General features: G+C 69.7%; 15 protein-coding genes. 7 read left to right on the top strand and 8 right to left on the bottom strand.

Features of this window, described 5'->3' with window-relative positions:
* Nucleotides 1-34: 34 nt before the first annotated feature.
* Together EV371_RS27140 and EV371_RS27135 are read right to left on the bottom strand one after the other, a co-directional pair.
* Nucleotides 35-1516, bottom strand: coding sequence for a sensor histidine kinase (locus tag EV371_RS27140; protein WP_130464561.1), 1482 nt, complete (start codon nt 1514-1516; stop codon nt 35-37).
* 6 nt (nt 1517-1522) lie between these two features.
* On the bottom strand, nt 1523-2206 hold the full coding sequence (locus EV371_RS27135) for a response regulator (protein WP_130464560.1): 684 nt from the start codon (nt 2204-2206) through the stop codon (nt 1523-1525).
* Between the two features lie 202 nt (nt 2207-2408).
* Between EV371_RS27135 and EV371_RS27130 the strand changes: the two genes are divergently transcribed.
* From EV371_RS27130 to katG, 4 genes are all read left to right on the top strand, one after another.
* A complete protein-coding gene (locus EV371_RS27130; RefSeq protein ID WP_130464559.1) occupies nt 2409-3431 on the top strand; it encodes a tripartite tricarboxylate transporter substrate-binding protein in 1023 nt (340 codons plus the stop codon).
* 1 nt (nt 3432) lies between these two features.
* Nucleotides 3433-3894 (top strand): tripartite tricarboxylate transporter TctB family protein, encoded by a 462-nt coding sequence (locus tag EV371_RS27125; protein WP_207230620.1) that lies wholly within the window; start codon nt 3433-3435, stop codon nt 3892-3894.
* Between the two features lie 63 nt (nt 3895-3957).
* Nucleotides 3958-5463 (top strand): tripartite tricarboxylate transporter permease, encoded by a 1506-nt coding sequence (locus tag EV371_RS27120; protein WP_130464558.1) that lies wholly within the window; start codon nt 3958-3960, stop codon nt 5461-5463.
* Between the two features lie 114 nt (nt 5464-5577).
* Nucleotides 5578-7791, top strand: coding sequence for a catalase/peroxidase HPI (katG, locus tag EV371_RS27115; RefSeq protein WP_130464557.1), 2214 nt, complete (start codon nt 5578-5580; stop codon nt 7789-7791).
* 84 nt (nt 7792-7875) lie between these two features.
* Here the strand turns inward: katG and EV371_RS27110 are convergent, their stop codons facing one another.
* The gene (locus tag EV371_RS27110) at nt 7876-9108 is read right to left on the bottom strand and encodes a helix-turn-helix domain-containing protein (RefSeq protein WP_130464556.1); all 1233 of its coding nucleotides are present in this window, start codon (nt 9106-9108) and stop codon (nt 7876-7878) included.
* Nucleotides 9105-9248, bottom strand: a complete 144-nt coding sequence (locus EV371_RS34685; protein ID WP_349339745.1) for a hypothetical protein — start codon at nt 9246-9248, stop codon at nt 9105-9107. The genes EV371_RS27110 and EV371_RS34685 overlap by 4 nt, the downstream gene beginning before the upstream one ends.
* Nucleotides 9249-9485: 237 nt before the next feature.
* On the opposite strand from EV371_RS34685, the gene EV371_RS34680 reads away from it, so the two are divergent.
* From EV371_RS34680 to EV371_RS27095, 3 genes are read left to right on the top strand one after another with little or no spacing between them, the layout of a single operon-like run.
* Nucleotides 9486-10310 carry an NsdA family TPR-like regulatory protein gene (locus EV371_RS34680; RefSeq protein ID WP_486484801.1) on the top strand — a complete coding sequence of 275 codons (825 nt, stop codon included), beginning with the start codon at nt 9486-9488 and terminating at the stop codon, nt 10308-10310.
* On the top strand, nt 10193-10855 hold the full coding sequence (locus EV371_RS34675; protein WP_486484974.1) for an NsdA family TPR-like regulatory protein: 663 nt from the start codon (nt 10193-10195) through the stop codon (nt 10853-10855). Before EV371_RS34680 ends, EV371_RS34675 begins: the two co-directional genes overlap by 118 nt.
* A 20-nt stretch (nt 10856-10875) precedes the next feature.
* The gene (locus EV371_RS27095; protein WP_130464554.1) at nt 10876-11064 is read left to right on the top strand and encodes a DUF397 domain-containing protein; all 189 of its coding nucleotides are present in this window, start codon (nt 10876-10878) and stop codon (nt 11062-11064) included.
* Nucleotides 11065-11128: 64 nt separating this feature from the next.
* On the opposite strand, the gene EV371_RS27090 is transcribed toward EV371_RS27095, so the two are convergent.
* The 4 genes from EV371_RS27090 to EV371_RS33560 are packed head-to-tail and all read right to left on the bottom strand — an operon-like array spanning nt 11129 to nt 12642.
* Nucleotides 11129-11557, bottom strand: a complete 429-nt coding sequence (locus EV371_RS27090; protein WP_130464553.1) for a hypothetical protein — start codon at nt 11555-11557, stop codon at nt 11129-11131.
* Nucleotides 11508-12212: a hypothetical protein gene (locus tag EV371_RS27085; RefSeq protein ID WP_130464552.1), complete on the bottom strand. Its 705-nt coding sequence runs from the start codon at nt 12210-12212 to the stop codon at nt 11508-11510. Before EV371_RS27085 ends, EV371_RS27090 begins: the two co-directional genes overlap by 50 nt.
* Nucleotides 12209-12469 (bottom strand): hypothetical protein, encoded by a 261-nt coding sequence (locus EV371_RS27080; protein WP_130464551.1) that lies wholly within the window; start codon nt 12467-12469, stop codon nt 12209-12211. Before EV371_RS27080 ends, EV371_RS27085 begins: the two co-directional genes overlap by 4 nt.
* A 2-nt stretch (nt 12470-12471) precedes the next feature.
* Entirely contained in the window at nt 12472-12642 is a 171-nt protein-coding gene (locus tag EV371_RS33560) for a hypothetical protein (RefSeq protein WP_165436842.1), read from the bottom strand.
* Nucleotides 12643-12703: the final 61 nt, after the last annotated feature.

The following is a 12703-nucleotide window of genomic DNA, read 5'->3' as shown; positions in this document are numbered from 1 at the left end:
TCATGCCTGCGGTGCGGTCATGCCGGCGGCGCGGTCATGCCGGCGGTGGCGCCGGGGCGGCAGCCGGCGGCGTCGCCCGGGGTACGACCGGCAGCGCGACCACCGCGGCGAATCCATGCCCGGAACCGTCCGGGCGCGGCAGGCCCTCCTCCAGCCGAAGCTCGCCGCCGGCCGCCCCGACCAGGTCGGCGCAGATCGCGAGTCCCAGACCGGTGCCGGGCACGTTCTGGTGTCGTGGCGACCGCCAGAACCTCCGGAGCGCCTTGGCCCGCTCGGACGCCTCGATGCCCCGACCGTCGTCACGGACGGCGATCGTGACCACCCCGCCGGTCGCGTCGCCGTCGCCGGGTCCGTCGCCGGTACCGCCGGGGACGACCCGGGCGCTGACCTGGACCACCTCCGCGTCGGACAGCCGCAACGCATTGCTGATCAACTCGTCCAGGATGCTGCCCAGCCCACCCGGCGGTTCCAGCAGACGCAGCCCCGGCGGTACGTCGACCACCAGCGTCTTCCCCGCTGTCGACGTCAACGCACGCCACCGGTTCACCCGGGTCGCCAGCACCGGGTCCAGCTCCACCGGCGACGCCGGTCGCATGCTCTCCATCCGTGCACTGGCCTGGAGCGAGTTCAGCAGCCGCTGCATCGCCTTCAGCTCTTCGACGGCGACGTCGTACACCTGCCGCCCGTCGCCGTCCGGTCGCAGGTGCGGTTCCAGGCTCTCCACGGCGAGCCGGAGGCTGGTCAGCGGGTTGCGCAACTGGTGCGACGCGTCGGAGACGAACGCCCGCTGCCGCTGTACGGCGTTCTCGACCGCGTCCATCATCGTGTTGAACGACCGCGCCAGCCGTCGCAGCTCGACCGGGCCGGCCTCGGCGTCGGCGCGGATCGTGAGGTCACCCTGGGAGATCCGCGAGGTCGCGGCGTCGAGCCCGCGCACCGGTCGCAGTACCCACGCCGACACCGGCCAGGCGACGGCGACCAACGCCAGCATCGGCAGCAGCCCGAGCCCGGCGAGCTGGGCCCACCGCATCAGGATGTGGTCGCGGGTCGCCGAGAGGTCGGAGATCGTCACGACGGCGCCGACGACCTCGCTGTCCCGCCCCACCGGCTCGGCGACCACCAGCGCGGAGTCGTCCCACGGTGCCCATTCCCCGGACGGTTCGGACCTCGCCCCGGCCAGCGCCGCGGTCACGATCCGGGGCAGCGCCGGCTCGGAGCGCGCCGCCGCCTGGTACGCGCCGGCCGGCCCGAGCAGCACCGTACCCGACGTGTCGATCACCGCGACCGGGATGCCGTACAGCTCGTGGTAGCGCGTCAATTCCTGCTGGAGCGCCTCGGTACGCCCGGTCGAGAGCGCGGTCTCGGCCAGCGAGGCGTACCGGCCGACGTCGCCCAGTCGGTCGACGTAGGTCTCCTGCATCTCCCGCTCGGCGACGGTGATGCCGAGCGGCACCCCGAGCGCGGTGACGAGCAGCACTGCGAGGGGCACCAGGACGGCGAGCAGGCGACGGTGCACGGCGGGTCAGCCGATCAGCTCCGGCTGGTCGGCCAGGAGCCGATAGCCGACCCCGTGGATCGTCCGGATGGGTACCTCCGGTCCGAGCTTGTGCCGCAGCGCCGCGATGTGGGTGTCCAGGGTCCGGCTGGAGGACTCCCAGGTGGCGCCCCAGATCTGGTCCAGTATCGCGTCCCGGTTGACCACGTTCGGCGCCCGCCGGGCCAGCAGCAGGATCAGCTCGAACTCCTTGCGGGTGAGCGTCACCGGCGTGCCGCCGACGGTGACCTCGCGGGTGCCGACGCCGATCCGCAGCGGACCCCGCACGAGCGGCTCGTCGGGGTGGCCCATGGCCCGGGCCGCCCGGGTGCGCCGCAGCACGGCGTCGATCCGGGCCAGCAGTTCGGGGATGCCGAACGGCTTCACTATGTAGTCGTCGGCACCGGCGCGCAGGCCACGGACCCGCTCGTGCTCCTCGGACCGGGCGGTCACCGCGATGACGGCGGTCTCCGGCCGGTCGCGCAGCCTGCGGATCACGTCGAGTCCGTCGCCGTCGGGCAGGCCCAGGTCGACGAGGACGACGTCGGACGAGGCGGCACGCCCGGCCTCCGCGGCGGTGGCGATGCGGTGGACCTCGAAGCCCGCCTGGGCCAGGACGGTCACCAGACCGCGCGCCACGCGGTCGTCATCCTCGATGACGGTGATCCGCATACCGGCGGATTGTACGGCCGGATCGACGCTCGCGTCTGCCTCGAACTCCGGGAGGTATTCACGTCCCCTCCCGAGTTCTTGGGATTTCTCTGACATCCGACGCATTCCTTGGGATTTCTCTGACACCATCCGCGGCCATGTCGGCCGAGACTGGGGCCGCGTACCCGCCGACGGTTGCGCGCTGCACGGAGGAGGCCGCGATATGGGAACGACCACCAGGCACCGGGCTGTTGCGCGGACGATCGCCGCGATCGGCGTCGTCTCGCTCGTCGCGGCCTGCGCCGACAACGGGGGCGCGGGCGGTGGAGGCGACGCCGGGAACTATCCGGACCAGAACATCACGATCGTCGTACCGTTCAGCGCGGGCGGCCCGACGGACACCGTCACCCGCATGATCGCCGACCCGATGGCCAAGCAACTCGGTGGCAAGATCGTCATCCAGAACGTCGAGGGTGCCGGCGGTACGGTCGGCGCCGGCGAGGTCGCGCGGGCCGAGCCCGACGGCTACACGGTGCTGATGCACCACATCGGAATGTCCACCGCACCCGCCCTGTACAAGAACCTCGGCTACAAGCCGGTCGAGGACTTCGAGACGGTCGGGCTCGTCACCGAGGTGCCGATGACGATCGTGGCCCGCAAGGACTTCGCGCCCGCGACGTTGCCGGACCTGGTCAGCCACGTGAAGGCGAACGCGGACAAGGTCACCCTGGCCAACGCCGGCATCGGTGCCGCGTCCCACCTGTGCGGGCTGCTGTTCCAGGAGGCCGCCGGGGTCAAGCTCCAGGAGGTCCCGTACGAGGGGACCGGTCCCGCGCTGACCGACCTCGTCGGCGGCCAGGTCGACTTCATGTGCGACCAGACCACGAACACCAGCGGCCAGATCTCCGCGGGCAAGGTGAAGGCGTACGCGGTCACCACCCCGGAGCGGGTGCAGAGTTTGCCCGACCTGCCCACCACGGCCGAGGCCGGGCTGCCGCAGCTCCAGGTCAGCGTCTGGCACGGCCTCTACGTGCCGGCCGACACCCCGGAGGAGATCGTCCAGAAGCTCTCCGAGGCGCTGAAGGCGGCCCTGGCCGACCAGGCAGTGATCGACCAGATGGCCAAACTCGGCACCGCCCCGGTGCCGGCCGAGGACGCGACTCCGCAGGCGCACCGGGCGCACCTCGAGGAGCAGCTCGGCACCTGGTCGAAGATCATCGCTGACGCCGGGGTCGGGGTCTCCTGAGGTGGAGCGTCGACGCTCCCTCCCGGACATCCTGGCCGGGGGAGTCTTCGTACTGATCGGAGCCGCGTTCATGGTGGGCGCGCGCGGCTACGAGCTGGGCTCCCTGCTGCGGATGGGCCCCGGCTACTTTCCGCTGCTGGTGGGCGCGATCGTGGCCGCCCTGGGGCTGGGGATCGCCGTCAAGGGGTTCGTCGCCGGCGAGGTGGCCTCGTTCGGGACGGTTCCCTGGCGTGCGCTGGCCGCGATCGTGCTCGCGGTCGTGTTCTTCGGACTCACGGTCCGGCGGCTCGGGTTCGTCCCGACCTCGGCGGTGACCGCCCTGCTCACCACCCTGGCGAGCCGGCGCGTCCGGCCGCTGACGGCGGTGGCCGTGGCCGCCGTGCTGACCGTCGCCAGCACGCTCATCTTCGTCGTCGGACTCCAGTTGCGGATCCCGCTGTGGGGCCCGTGGCTCCAGTTCTGACGCACTGACGCACCATCCGGGTCCGACGCACCATCCGGTTCTGACACATCACCGGAACGAGGCATGGAACTTCTAGAAAACCTGGCGCTGGGCTTCTCGACCGCCTTCCTGGTCCAGAACGTCCTCTACTGCTTCCTGGGGGTACTGCTCGGGACGGCGGTCGGCGTGCTGCCCGGCATCGGGCCGACGGCGACGGTGGCGATGCTGCTGCCGATCACCTTCAGCTTCGAGCCGGTGACCGCGCTGATCATGTTGGCCGGCATCTACTACGGCGCGCAGTACGGCGGCTCGACCACGGCCATCCTGATCAACCTGCCCGGTGAGTCGTCGGCGGCGGTCACCGCGCTCGACGGTCACGAGATGGCCAAACAGGGCCGGGCCGGGCCGGCGCTGGCCGTCGCCGCGATCGGTTCCTTCTTCGCGGGTACGGTGGCCACCGTCGCGCTGGCCGTCGCCGCCCCGCCGCTGGCCAGTGTCGCGCTGCGGTTCGGCCCGGCCGAGTACTTCTCGCTGGTGCTGTTCGGCCTGATCGTGTCGATCGCGCTGGCGCGCGGCTCGGCGCTCAAGGCACTGGCGATGATCGCCCTCGGCGTCCTGCTCGGCACGGTCGGCCAGGACATCTACACCGGTACCCCCCGGTTCGTCTTCGACCAGCGCGAACTGTACGGCGGCATCGAGTTCGTGTCGGTCGCCGTCGGCATGTTCGGGGTGGCCGAGATCCTGCGGAACCTGGAGAACGAGCAGACCCGCTCGGCCGTGGTGGGCAGGGTGAAGAACCTCTGGCCGACCGCGGAGGACCGGCGCCGGATCGTCGGCCCGATCCTGCGGGGCACCGGCCTCGGCTCCGCCCTCGGGGTACTGCCCGGCGGGGGTCACGTGCTGGCCTCGTTCACCTCGTACGCCGTCGAGAAGCGGGTGTCGGGGCGGCCGCAGGAGTTCGGGCGCGGCGCGATCGAAGGCGTCGCCGGCCCCGAGTCGGCGAACAACGCCGCCGCACAGACGTCGTTCATCCCGCTGCTCACCCTGGGACTGCCCGCCCACCCGGTGATGGCACTGATGGTCGGCGCCTTCATCGTGCACGGCATCACTCCCGGCCCGAACGTCATCACCGACGAACCGGCGCTGTTCTGGGGACTGATCGCGTCGATGTGGATCGGCAACGTGCTGCTCGTGCTGCTGAACCTGCCACTGATCGGTGTCTGGGTACGCATGCTGCGCATCCCGTACCAGGTGCTGTTCCCGATGATCATCCTGTTCGCGGCGATCGGCACGTACTCGCTGAGTCTGAACGCCTACGACGTCTACGCGATCGTGTTCTTCGGGATCCTCGGCTACGTCCTGATCAAGTGCGGGTGCGAGCCGGCGCCGCTGCTGCTCGGCTTCGTCCTCGGACCGCTGCTCGAAGAGAACCTGCGGCGGGCGCTGATCATCTCCCGCGGCGACGCGTCGGTCTTCGTGACCCGGCCGATCTCCGCGGTGCTGCTGGCCGTGACCGTGGCGGCGCTCGTCCTCGCCATCCTGCCGGCGATCCGCAAGCGCCGGGACGTCGTCTTCGCCGAGGACGAGTAGGAACGAGCCGAGGACGAGTAGGGCAGGGTCGCTCGGACCGACGGACACCGCGCCAGGCCAAAGCAACCAATGGGAGGGGGAATCAGTTAGCAGACCGAGACAGGAAGGACAGACGTGTCTGACAAGAAGGCCGCGACCGAGAGCGTCAGCGAAAGTGAAAACCCGGCAATCCCCGCGCCCACCGTCAAGGCCACCCGGCCGAGGACGAACCGGGACTGGTGGCCGAACCAGTTGGACCTCTCGGTGCTGCACCAGCATGCGCCCCGGACCAGCCCGATGGGTGAGGACTTCAACTACCGGGAAGAATTCAGGAAACTCGACGTCGACGCGCTCAGGCGGGACCTCTTCGCGCTGATGACGACCTCGCAGGAGTGGTGGCCCGCCGACTACGGCCACTACGGGCCGTTCTTCATTCGGATGAGTTGGCACGCCGCGGGCACGTACCGGATCGCCGACGGTCGGGGCGGGGGCGGCAGCGGTTCGCAGCGGTTCGCACCGCTGAACAGTTGGCCGGACAATGCGAGCCTGGACAAGGCCCGCCGGCTGCTCTGGCCGATCAAGCAGAAGTACGGCCGCAAGCTCTCCTGGGCGGACCTGCTGGTCTTCGCCGGAAACTGCGCGTACGAGTCGATGGGGTTCAAGACCTTCGGGTTCGGGTTCGGGCGCGAGGACATCTGGGAGCCGGAGGAGATCTTCTGGGGTCCGGAGGACACCTGGCTCGGTGACGAGCGCTACAGCGGCGACCGGGAACTCACGGCTCCGCTCGGCGCCGTACAGATGGGTCTGATCTATGTGAACCCGGAGGGGCCGGCCGGCCACCCGGACGCGCTGGCGTCCGCCCGGGACATCCGGGAGACCTTCGCCCGGATGGCGATGAACGACGAGGAGACGGTGGCGCTGCTCGTCGGCGGTCACACGGTCGGCAAGGCGCACGGCGCCGTCGAACCGCAGTACCTCGGCCCGGAGCCGGAGGCCGCCCCCGTCGAGCAGCAGGGTCTCGGCTGGAAGAACTCCTACGGCACCGGCAGGGGCCCCGACACGCTGACCAGCGGGTTGGAGGGCGCCTGGACCACCGAGCCGACCCGGTGGGACAACAACTACCTGGAGAACCTCTTCGGGTACGACTGGGAGCTGACGACCAGCCCCGCCGGGGCGAAGCAGTGGAGGCCGAAGGACGCCTCGGCGGACGGCACCGTGCCGGACGCGCACGACCCGTCGAAACGGCACGCCCCGATGATGCTCACCTCGGACCTGGCGCTGAAGGTCGACCCGAGCTACGAGCCGATCGCCCGGCGGTTCTGGCAGCACCCGGAGCAGCTGGAGGAGGCGTTCGCCAAGGCCTGGTTCAAGCTGTTGCACCGCGACATGGGACCGGTCTCGCGGTATCTCGGCCCGTGGGTTCCGGAGCCGCAGCTGTGGCAGGATCCGGTTCCCGAGGTGGACCACGAGTTGGTCACCGCCGAGGACATCGCCGCGCTCAAGGAGACGGTCCTCGGGTCGGGGCTCTCCGTCGCCCAGTTGGTCGCCACCGCCTGGGCTTCGGCGGCCAGCTTCCGCGCCACCGACAAGCGGGGTGGGGCCAACGGGGCCCGCGTCCGCCTCGCCCCGCAGAAGGACTGGGAGGTCAACGACCCGGCCGAGCTGGCAGGCGTGCTGGCGGCACTCGAACGGATCCAGCAGGACTTCAACGGGGCACAGTCCGGCGGCCGGAAGGTGTCGCTGGCCGACCTGATCGTGCTGGCCGGGTGCGCGGCCGTCGAGCAGGCGGCCAGGAACGCCGGCCACCACATCACGGTCCCGTTCACGCCCGGCCGGACGGACGCGGCACAGGAGCAGACCGACGTGGAGACGTTCGGCGTGCTCGAACCGAAGGCCGACGGGTTCCGCAACTACCTGCGGGCCGGGGAGAAGCTGTCGCCGGAGACCCTGCTGCTGGACCGGGCGTTCATGCTGAACCTGAGCGCACCCGAGATGACGGTGCTGGTCGGTGGGATGCGGGTGCTGAACGCCAACACCGGGCAGTCACCGCACGGCGTCTTCACCGACCGGCCCGGGACGCTCACGAACGACTTCTTCGTCAACCTGCTCGACATGCGTACGGAATGGAAGGTCGCCGAGTCGGCGGAGAACGTCTACGAGGGCCGGGACCGGTCCACCGGCGAGATCAGGTGGACCGGCACCGCCGTCGACCTCGTCTTCGGCGCGCACTCCCAGCTCCGGGCCAACGCGGAGGTCTACGCGAGCTCCGACGCGGACGAGAAGTTCGTGCGGGACTTCGTGTCGGCGTGGGACCGGGTGATGAACCTCGACCGGTACGACCTGCGCTGATGCCGATGCCCGGGTCGGTTCGCACGTTGGGTCAGGTGCTTCCGATGACGGTGAAGAGCTGGTGGGTGTCGTGGCGTGCTGCGGTCACCGTCGGGTCAGGCCGACGGTGGCGGCGAGTCGGGTGACGTCGGCGGGGGTGGGGCCGGTGCGGAGTACGGCGGTCAGCGCGGCGCGGGCGGTGGGGCGGGTACGGGTCTCGGCCGGGGCGATGCGGTCGGCGGTGACGAGGGCGCGTCCGGCTGCCTGCGGGTCGCCGGCGTCGAGGTGGGCGCGGACGATGTCGATCAGGTGAGCTGCCCGGTGTTCGGCGGGTAGCCGGTTCCAGGCGCCGCTGGCGGTGGCGTGCTGGTGGGTGGCGATGGCCTGCTGACTGTCGCCGAGTTCGGTGGCGATCAGGGCGCGGGCGAGGTCGACGGTGGTGGGGCCGAATCCGAGATCGCCGTTGTCGGGGCGGGGATGGTCGCCGAGGGCGGTGGCGAGTCGGGTGGCGCGGTTGGCGAGGTCGTGTGCGGCGGTGGCGTCGGCGCAGCTGGCGGCGGCGATGGCGGCCTCGGCGAGCAGGGTGCCCGCCAGGGCGAGATCGTTCGGTGTGGTGGCGCGGGAGTGTGCGGGGAGGAGGCGGTGGGCGGCGGTGATGGTGGCGGCCATCGCGAGCCGTCCCCGGTCCAGCGCGCGTAGTGCCTGGGCGAGCGGGACGGCGGCGACGGCGGTACGCCGTGGGTCGCCTCCGGTGGCGGCCATCGCCCGATCGGCGGCGAGCCAGGCCAGGTCGGCGGCGTCGAGCTTGACCAGGGTTTGGGCGGCGAGGCGGTAGACGCGTACCAGAAGATCGGCGGTGTGTTCGGTGCCGGCGGTCGTCTCGGCGTGCCGGATGTCGGTGAGCAGATCGGGTAGCAGCCGCATCACCTGTGGGTGGTGGGCGTGTCGGTAGGCGGCCCAGGCGTGCCTTAGCCGGCTGTCGAGGTGTGCCGGCGGCGAGGGTTGCTGGGGTTCGTCGGTGGTGGTGGCGGGGGTGGGGTAGCAGGCGAGTGCGGCGCGGACGCGTTCGATGGCGACGGTGAGGCCGGTGGCGGGTGCGCGGTGGGTGGGATGGGGGAGTAGGACTTCCGGGTCGACGCCGAGGACGGCGGCGACGGCTTCGATGACGGAGAGCCGATCGAGGGTACGCACGCCACGCTCGATCTTGTCGACCCAGCTCTTCGATCTGCCGAGTCGGTCGGCGAATACCTGTTGGGTCATGCCGAGTCGGGTACGGAGTTGGGCGACGCGGCGCCCGATGGGGAGGTCGGTGCGGTCGGGCGGATCCGGTGTGGTCATCGGGTCTGGGTCCGGTGGATGGCGTGGGTGGACTCGCCGCAGCGCGGACACCAGCGGGACTTGGCCCGGAACGCGAGGAGTCCGAGCGCGAAGCCCGGGAGCAGGCCGCCGAGCGCGATCAACAAGATGCGGAGAACCACGGTCACTCTCACCTTCTGGCGAGGCCGGAGGCCGGGCGTTGCCGCACCCCGCCTCCAGCGCTCCTGCGACTCGAACCAGTTGCTGATTCGCATGGGCCAGTTGACCTCGGGCGGGGCAGCGGGCGGGGTAGGTGCGCGCGGTGCCTATCGGTGCGGATCAGTGCGGGGGACCCCAGCTCATCGGTGAGTCCGATACTGTGCGTATGAGTTGCCGCTACGCATGAAGGATCGGGGAAGGTGCCAACCAGCGGAGACTCGATCACCCGTCTGCTGGCCGAGGTGGGCTGGCAACCCGAACAACTCGCCAGGCGACTCAACGAGTCCGCCGAACGGCATGGCCGCGCCGAACGGCTGCACCCCAAGACGCCATACAAGTGGAAGAAAGGCGACGTGCCCCGCAGTCCTTGGCCGTCTCTGACGACTGCGCTGTTGTCCGAGCAGTTGCAGCGGACGATCACGCTTGACGAACTAGGCTGGCCCGACGACGGATTCGAATCTGCGCCGGCCTCTGCGGGCCTGGATCTGCCCTGGTCATCGGCGGGGGCCTTGCAGGCGGCTGATGTCGTCAGCGAGTCTGAAGGCATGTTGCACCGGCGGATGTTCCTCACCCTGCTCGGTTCCGCACTGACGTCACCAGCGCACGAGTGGATGCTCGCTCAGCCTCCCGAGAGCGTCGCGTCTACCGCCGGTCGTCCGCTCTCCGGCGAGGTCGTCGATCACATGGACGCCGTGACAGCCAGCCTCCGACGCATGGACGACCATCTCGGCAGCGGTCAAACCCTGGGCCTGGTCCGCCAGCACTTGAGCAGCGTGATTGACGTGTTGCGCAACCGCCGTTACACCGACCCGGTCGGCCGGCGCCTGCACGCCACGGCCGGTGAGCTACTACGCCTCGCAGGCTGGCTCGCCTTCGATGGCGGCCAACACAGTCAGGCACAACGATTCTGGATATCGCCGGTCTCTACCAGGCGAACGCGGCAGGCGATCGTGGACTCGGCGCAAACATTCTCGGCTTCATGTCCTGCCAGGCCAAGGACCTTGGTCAGCTCCGGCAAGCCGTGACCCTCGCTGAAACCGCGCGAGCCGGCTACCCGGGCGCGAGCCCGAAGGTGTCGGCGATTCTCGACCTACGAGCGGCTGAGGCGTACGCCAACGAGGGGTCGGCCGTCAACGCCCACCGCGCGATCGACAGCGCCTTTGGCCGGCTCACGGGCAACCGACCAGACCACGGCGACCCGGACTGGTCCTACTGGATCAACCAAGCGCAGGCCCACGCGCAAGCCGGCTACTGCTACGTCAAGCTCGAAGACTGGTCACACGCCCGAGAGCACCTACGCACAGCGTTGCGCATGCAAGGCAACGAGTACACCCGTGAGGGGGCGCTGCGGAACGCCCTACTCGCCACCACGTACGTTCGGCAGAGCCAGCCCGATCTGGACAAGGCGCTTGCCCTCGGGGACCAGGCGGTTGGGACGCTGACCGGCCAGGTCACCTCCGCACGGTGCATCAAGCACGTGCGCAACCTGGTGGGCACCTTGACCCCCTACCGGCGTACGCCCGCTGTTCGCCAATTCTGTCAGGACGCGAGGGACCTCATCACCACCTGAAGGCAAGGAGCTGAGCAAGCATGCTTCGTAACATCTGGCGTAAGTCGAGCCGCTCCGGCAGCAACGGCCAGTGCGTCGAGGTGCGCGACCGAGGCGCCCAGGTCGACGTACGCGACTCCAAGGCACCCACCGTGGCAATGCTGAGCTTCGAGCCGGCCGCCTGGGACGCGTTCATCAGCGGCATCAGGACGGACCTCAGCCAGAGGTGATGTGCACTGGGGACCCGGTGATCGGGTCTGCTGCGAGATGGGCGCTCGCCCTCGGCACCCGGTGCTACAGATGCTCAGCAGCTAGTTGCCGTGCCTCGGCCACGAACTCATCCAACTCAGCGGGGGTCAGCTTTGCCTCTTGAAGCAGCTGTCCGAGGATGAAGATCTCGGCACCGAGCGCCGTTTCGGCGGGAATGCTGTCGGCGAGTTCCGGCTCACCGAGGGCTGCCCGGATCAGCCCTTCCATCTCTAGAGCTGGCAGAGTGTCTCCCTCCTGGTACTGGGCGCGGGCGCTCGACACGAAGGCCGCTACGTCGTTCGGGGTGGCGTCGGGTCCGAAGCGCTGGTTGACCGCGACAGCAAATGCGGCACCTATGACCTGTAGGCCGCCAGCCCAGCCGCCACGGTCGATTTCTAGGACCAGGGCGTCGGCGGTGTCCCAGTCAGCGTTCGCCAGAGCCCGGATCAGATCGCTCAGCGCGTCTACGTTCACGTCCTCTGAACCTCGCAATTCGTTCGCCGATCACTGATGAGATCCTGTGCACGGCCACACCGGCCAGCAAACCAACCACCACGAGATTCCCGGCGGCCTCTGCCCCATCCATCTTCGGCCGTGCTGGGAGGCCCGAGGCCGTGGGGGTACCTGTTCCGGTCGAGTGTGTCCCGCCGGGTCCCTTGGGATTGCGGAAGACCTTGATCGACTGCTGCACCATCTCGGTGGCCTTGGACGCCTGTTCCTGCAACTCGTCGGCCTTCCGGACGGAGCGGCTGAGGAACCCCCGCGCCCGGGAACGCGCGAGATCCCGTCGCCCGCTGTCGGCCAACAAGTCCTCGCCGGATGGTGGCCCCGACGCGGTAGCGAGCGGCTGGGGAGCCGAGCCAGGGGCGACCGCGTTCAGATAGGCCGCGACATGCCGAGCGGCCTCGCTGCTCAGCCGGGCGAGCCGGCGGGCTTTGTCGACCCCGATGCGGCTTTCGGCTACTGCGGCCCGGAGCTTCGGATGATCGGTTCCCCTGCTAGCGTCCGCGTATCGGGCGTGTCCCTGGGCCACGTCCTCGGCGGCGCGTGTGGCCCGAACCGCGAGACCGTCCAGTTGATCGATGGCCGATCTGAGCTGGGCCACGGCCTGGGCGAGGAGGCTGCTCATCCCAGCCTCTTCCGGTATTCATTCGCACTCTGCTGGGCGGCATTGATGGCCCGGAGGGTCAGCTTCACCTCGCGTACGGCATCGGCGGTGGCTTTGCGAGCCTTCTCGGCCTCGTCCCGTCGGCTGTCATGCAAGGTGGCGAGCAGGAGCGCAGCAGCCTGATGCAGGTCGTCGCCGATTTCCTCGATCGTCGTCCTACCCTGGTCAAGCAGTCGGTTCGCTTCTCCGAGCGCGGCTTTGACCTCGCCGACGCTCACGGTCAGCCAACGACGCCGATGTATTGCCGGGTCGCCTCGGCGCAGCCCAGGAAGGTGGTGGCGGGCTTGATCCGCCGTCGGTTTCCCTGCTCAGCCGGGAACCGGCTTGTCCTCGTGTTGCTCTGTGCGGCTGCTTCAGCAAGTGCGGCTCTGACCTGGTCCACGCTGGCCATGTCGTCCTTCCGCTGGAGTGCACGGCGGAGTGGCGGTGTTATTTACATTCAGTAGCGAGGG

The organism is Plantactinospora sp. CNZ321, from assembly GCF_004217235.1.
This window is presented reverse-complemented; position numbering and strand designations above follow the sequence as displayed.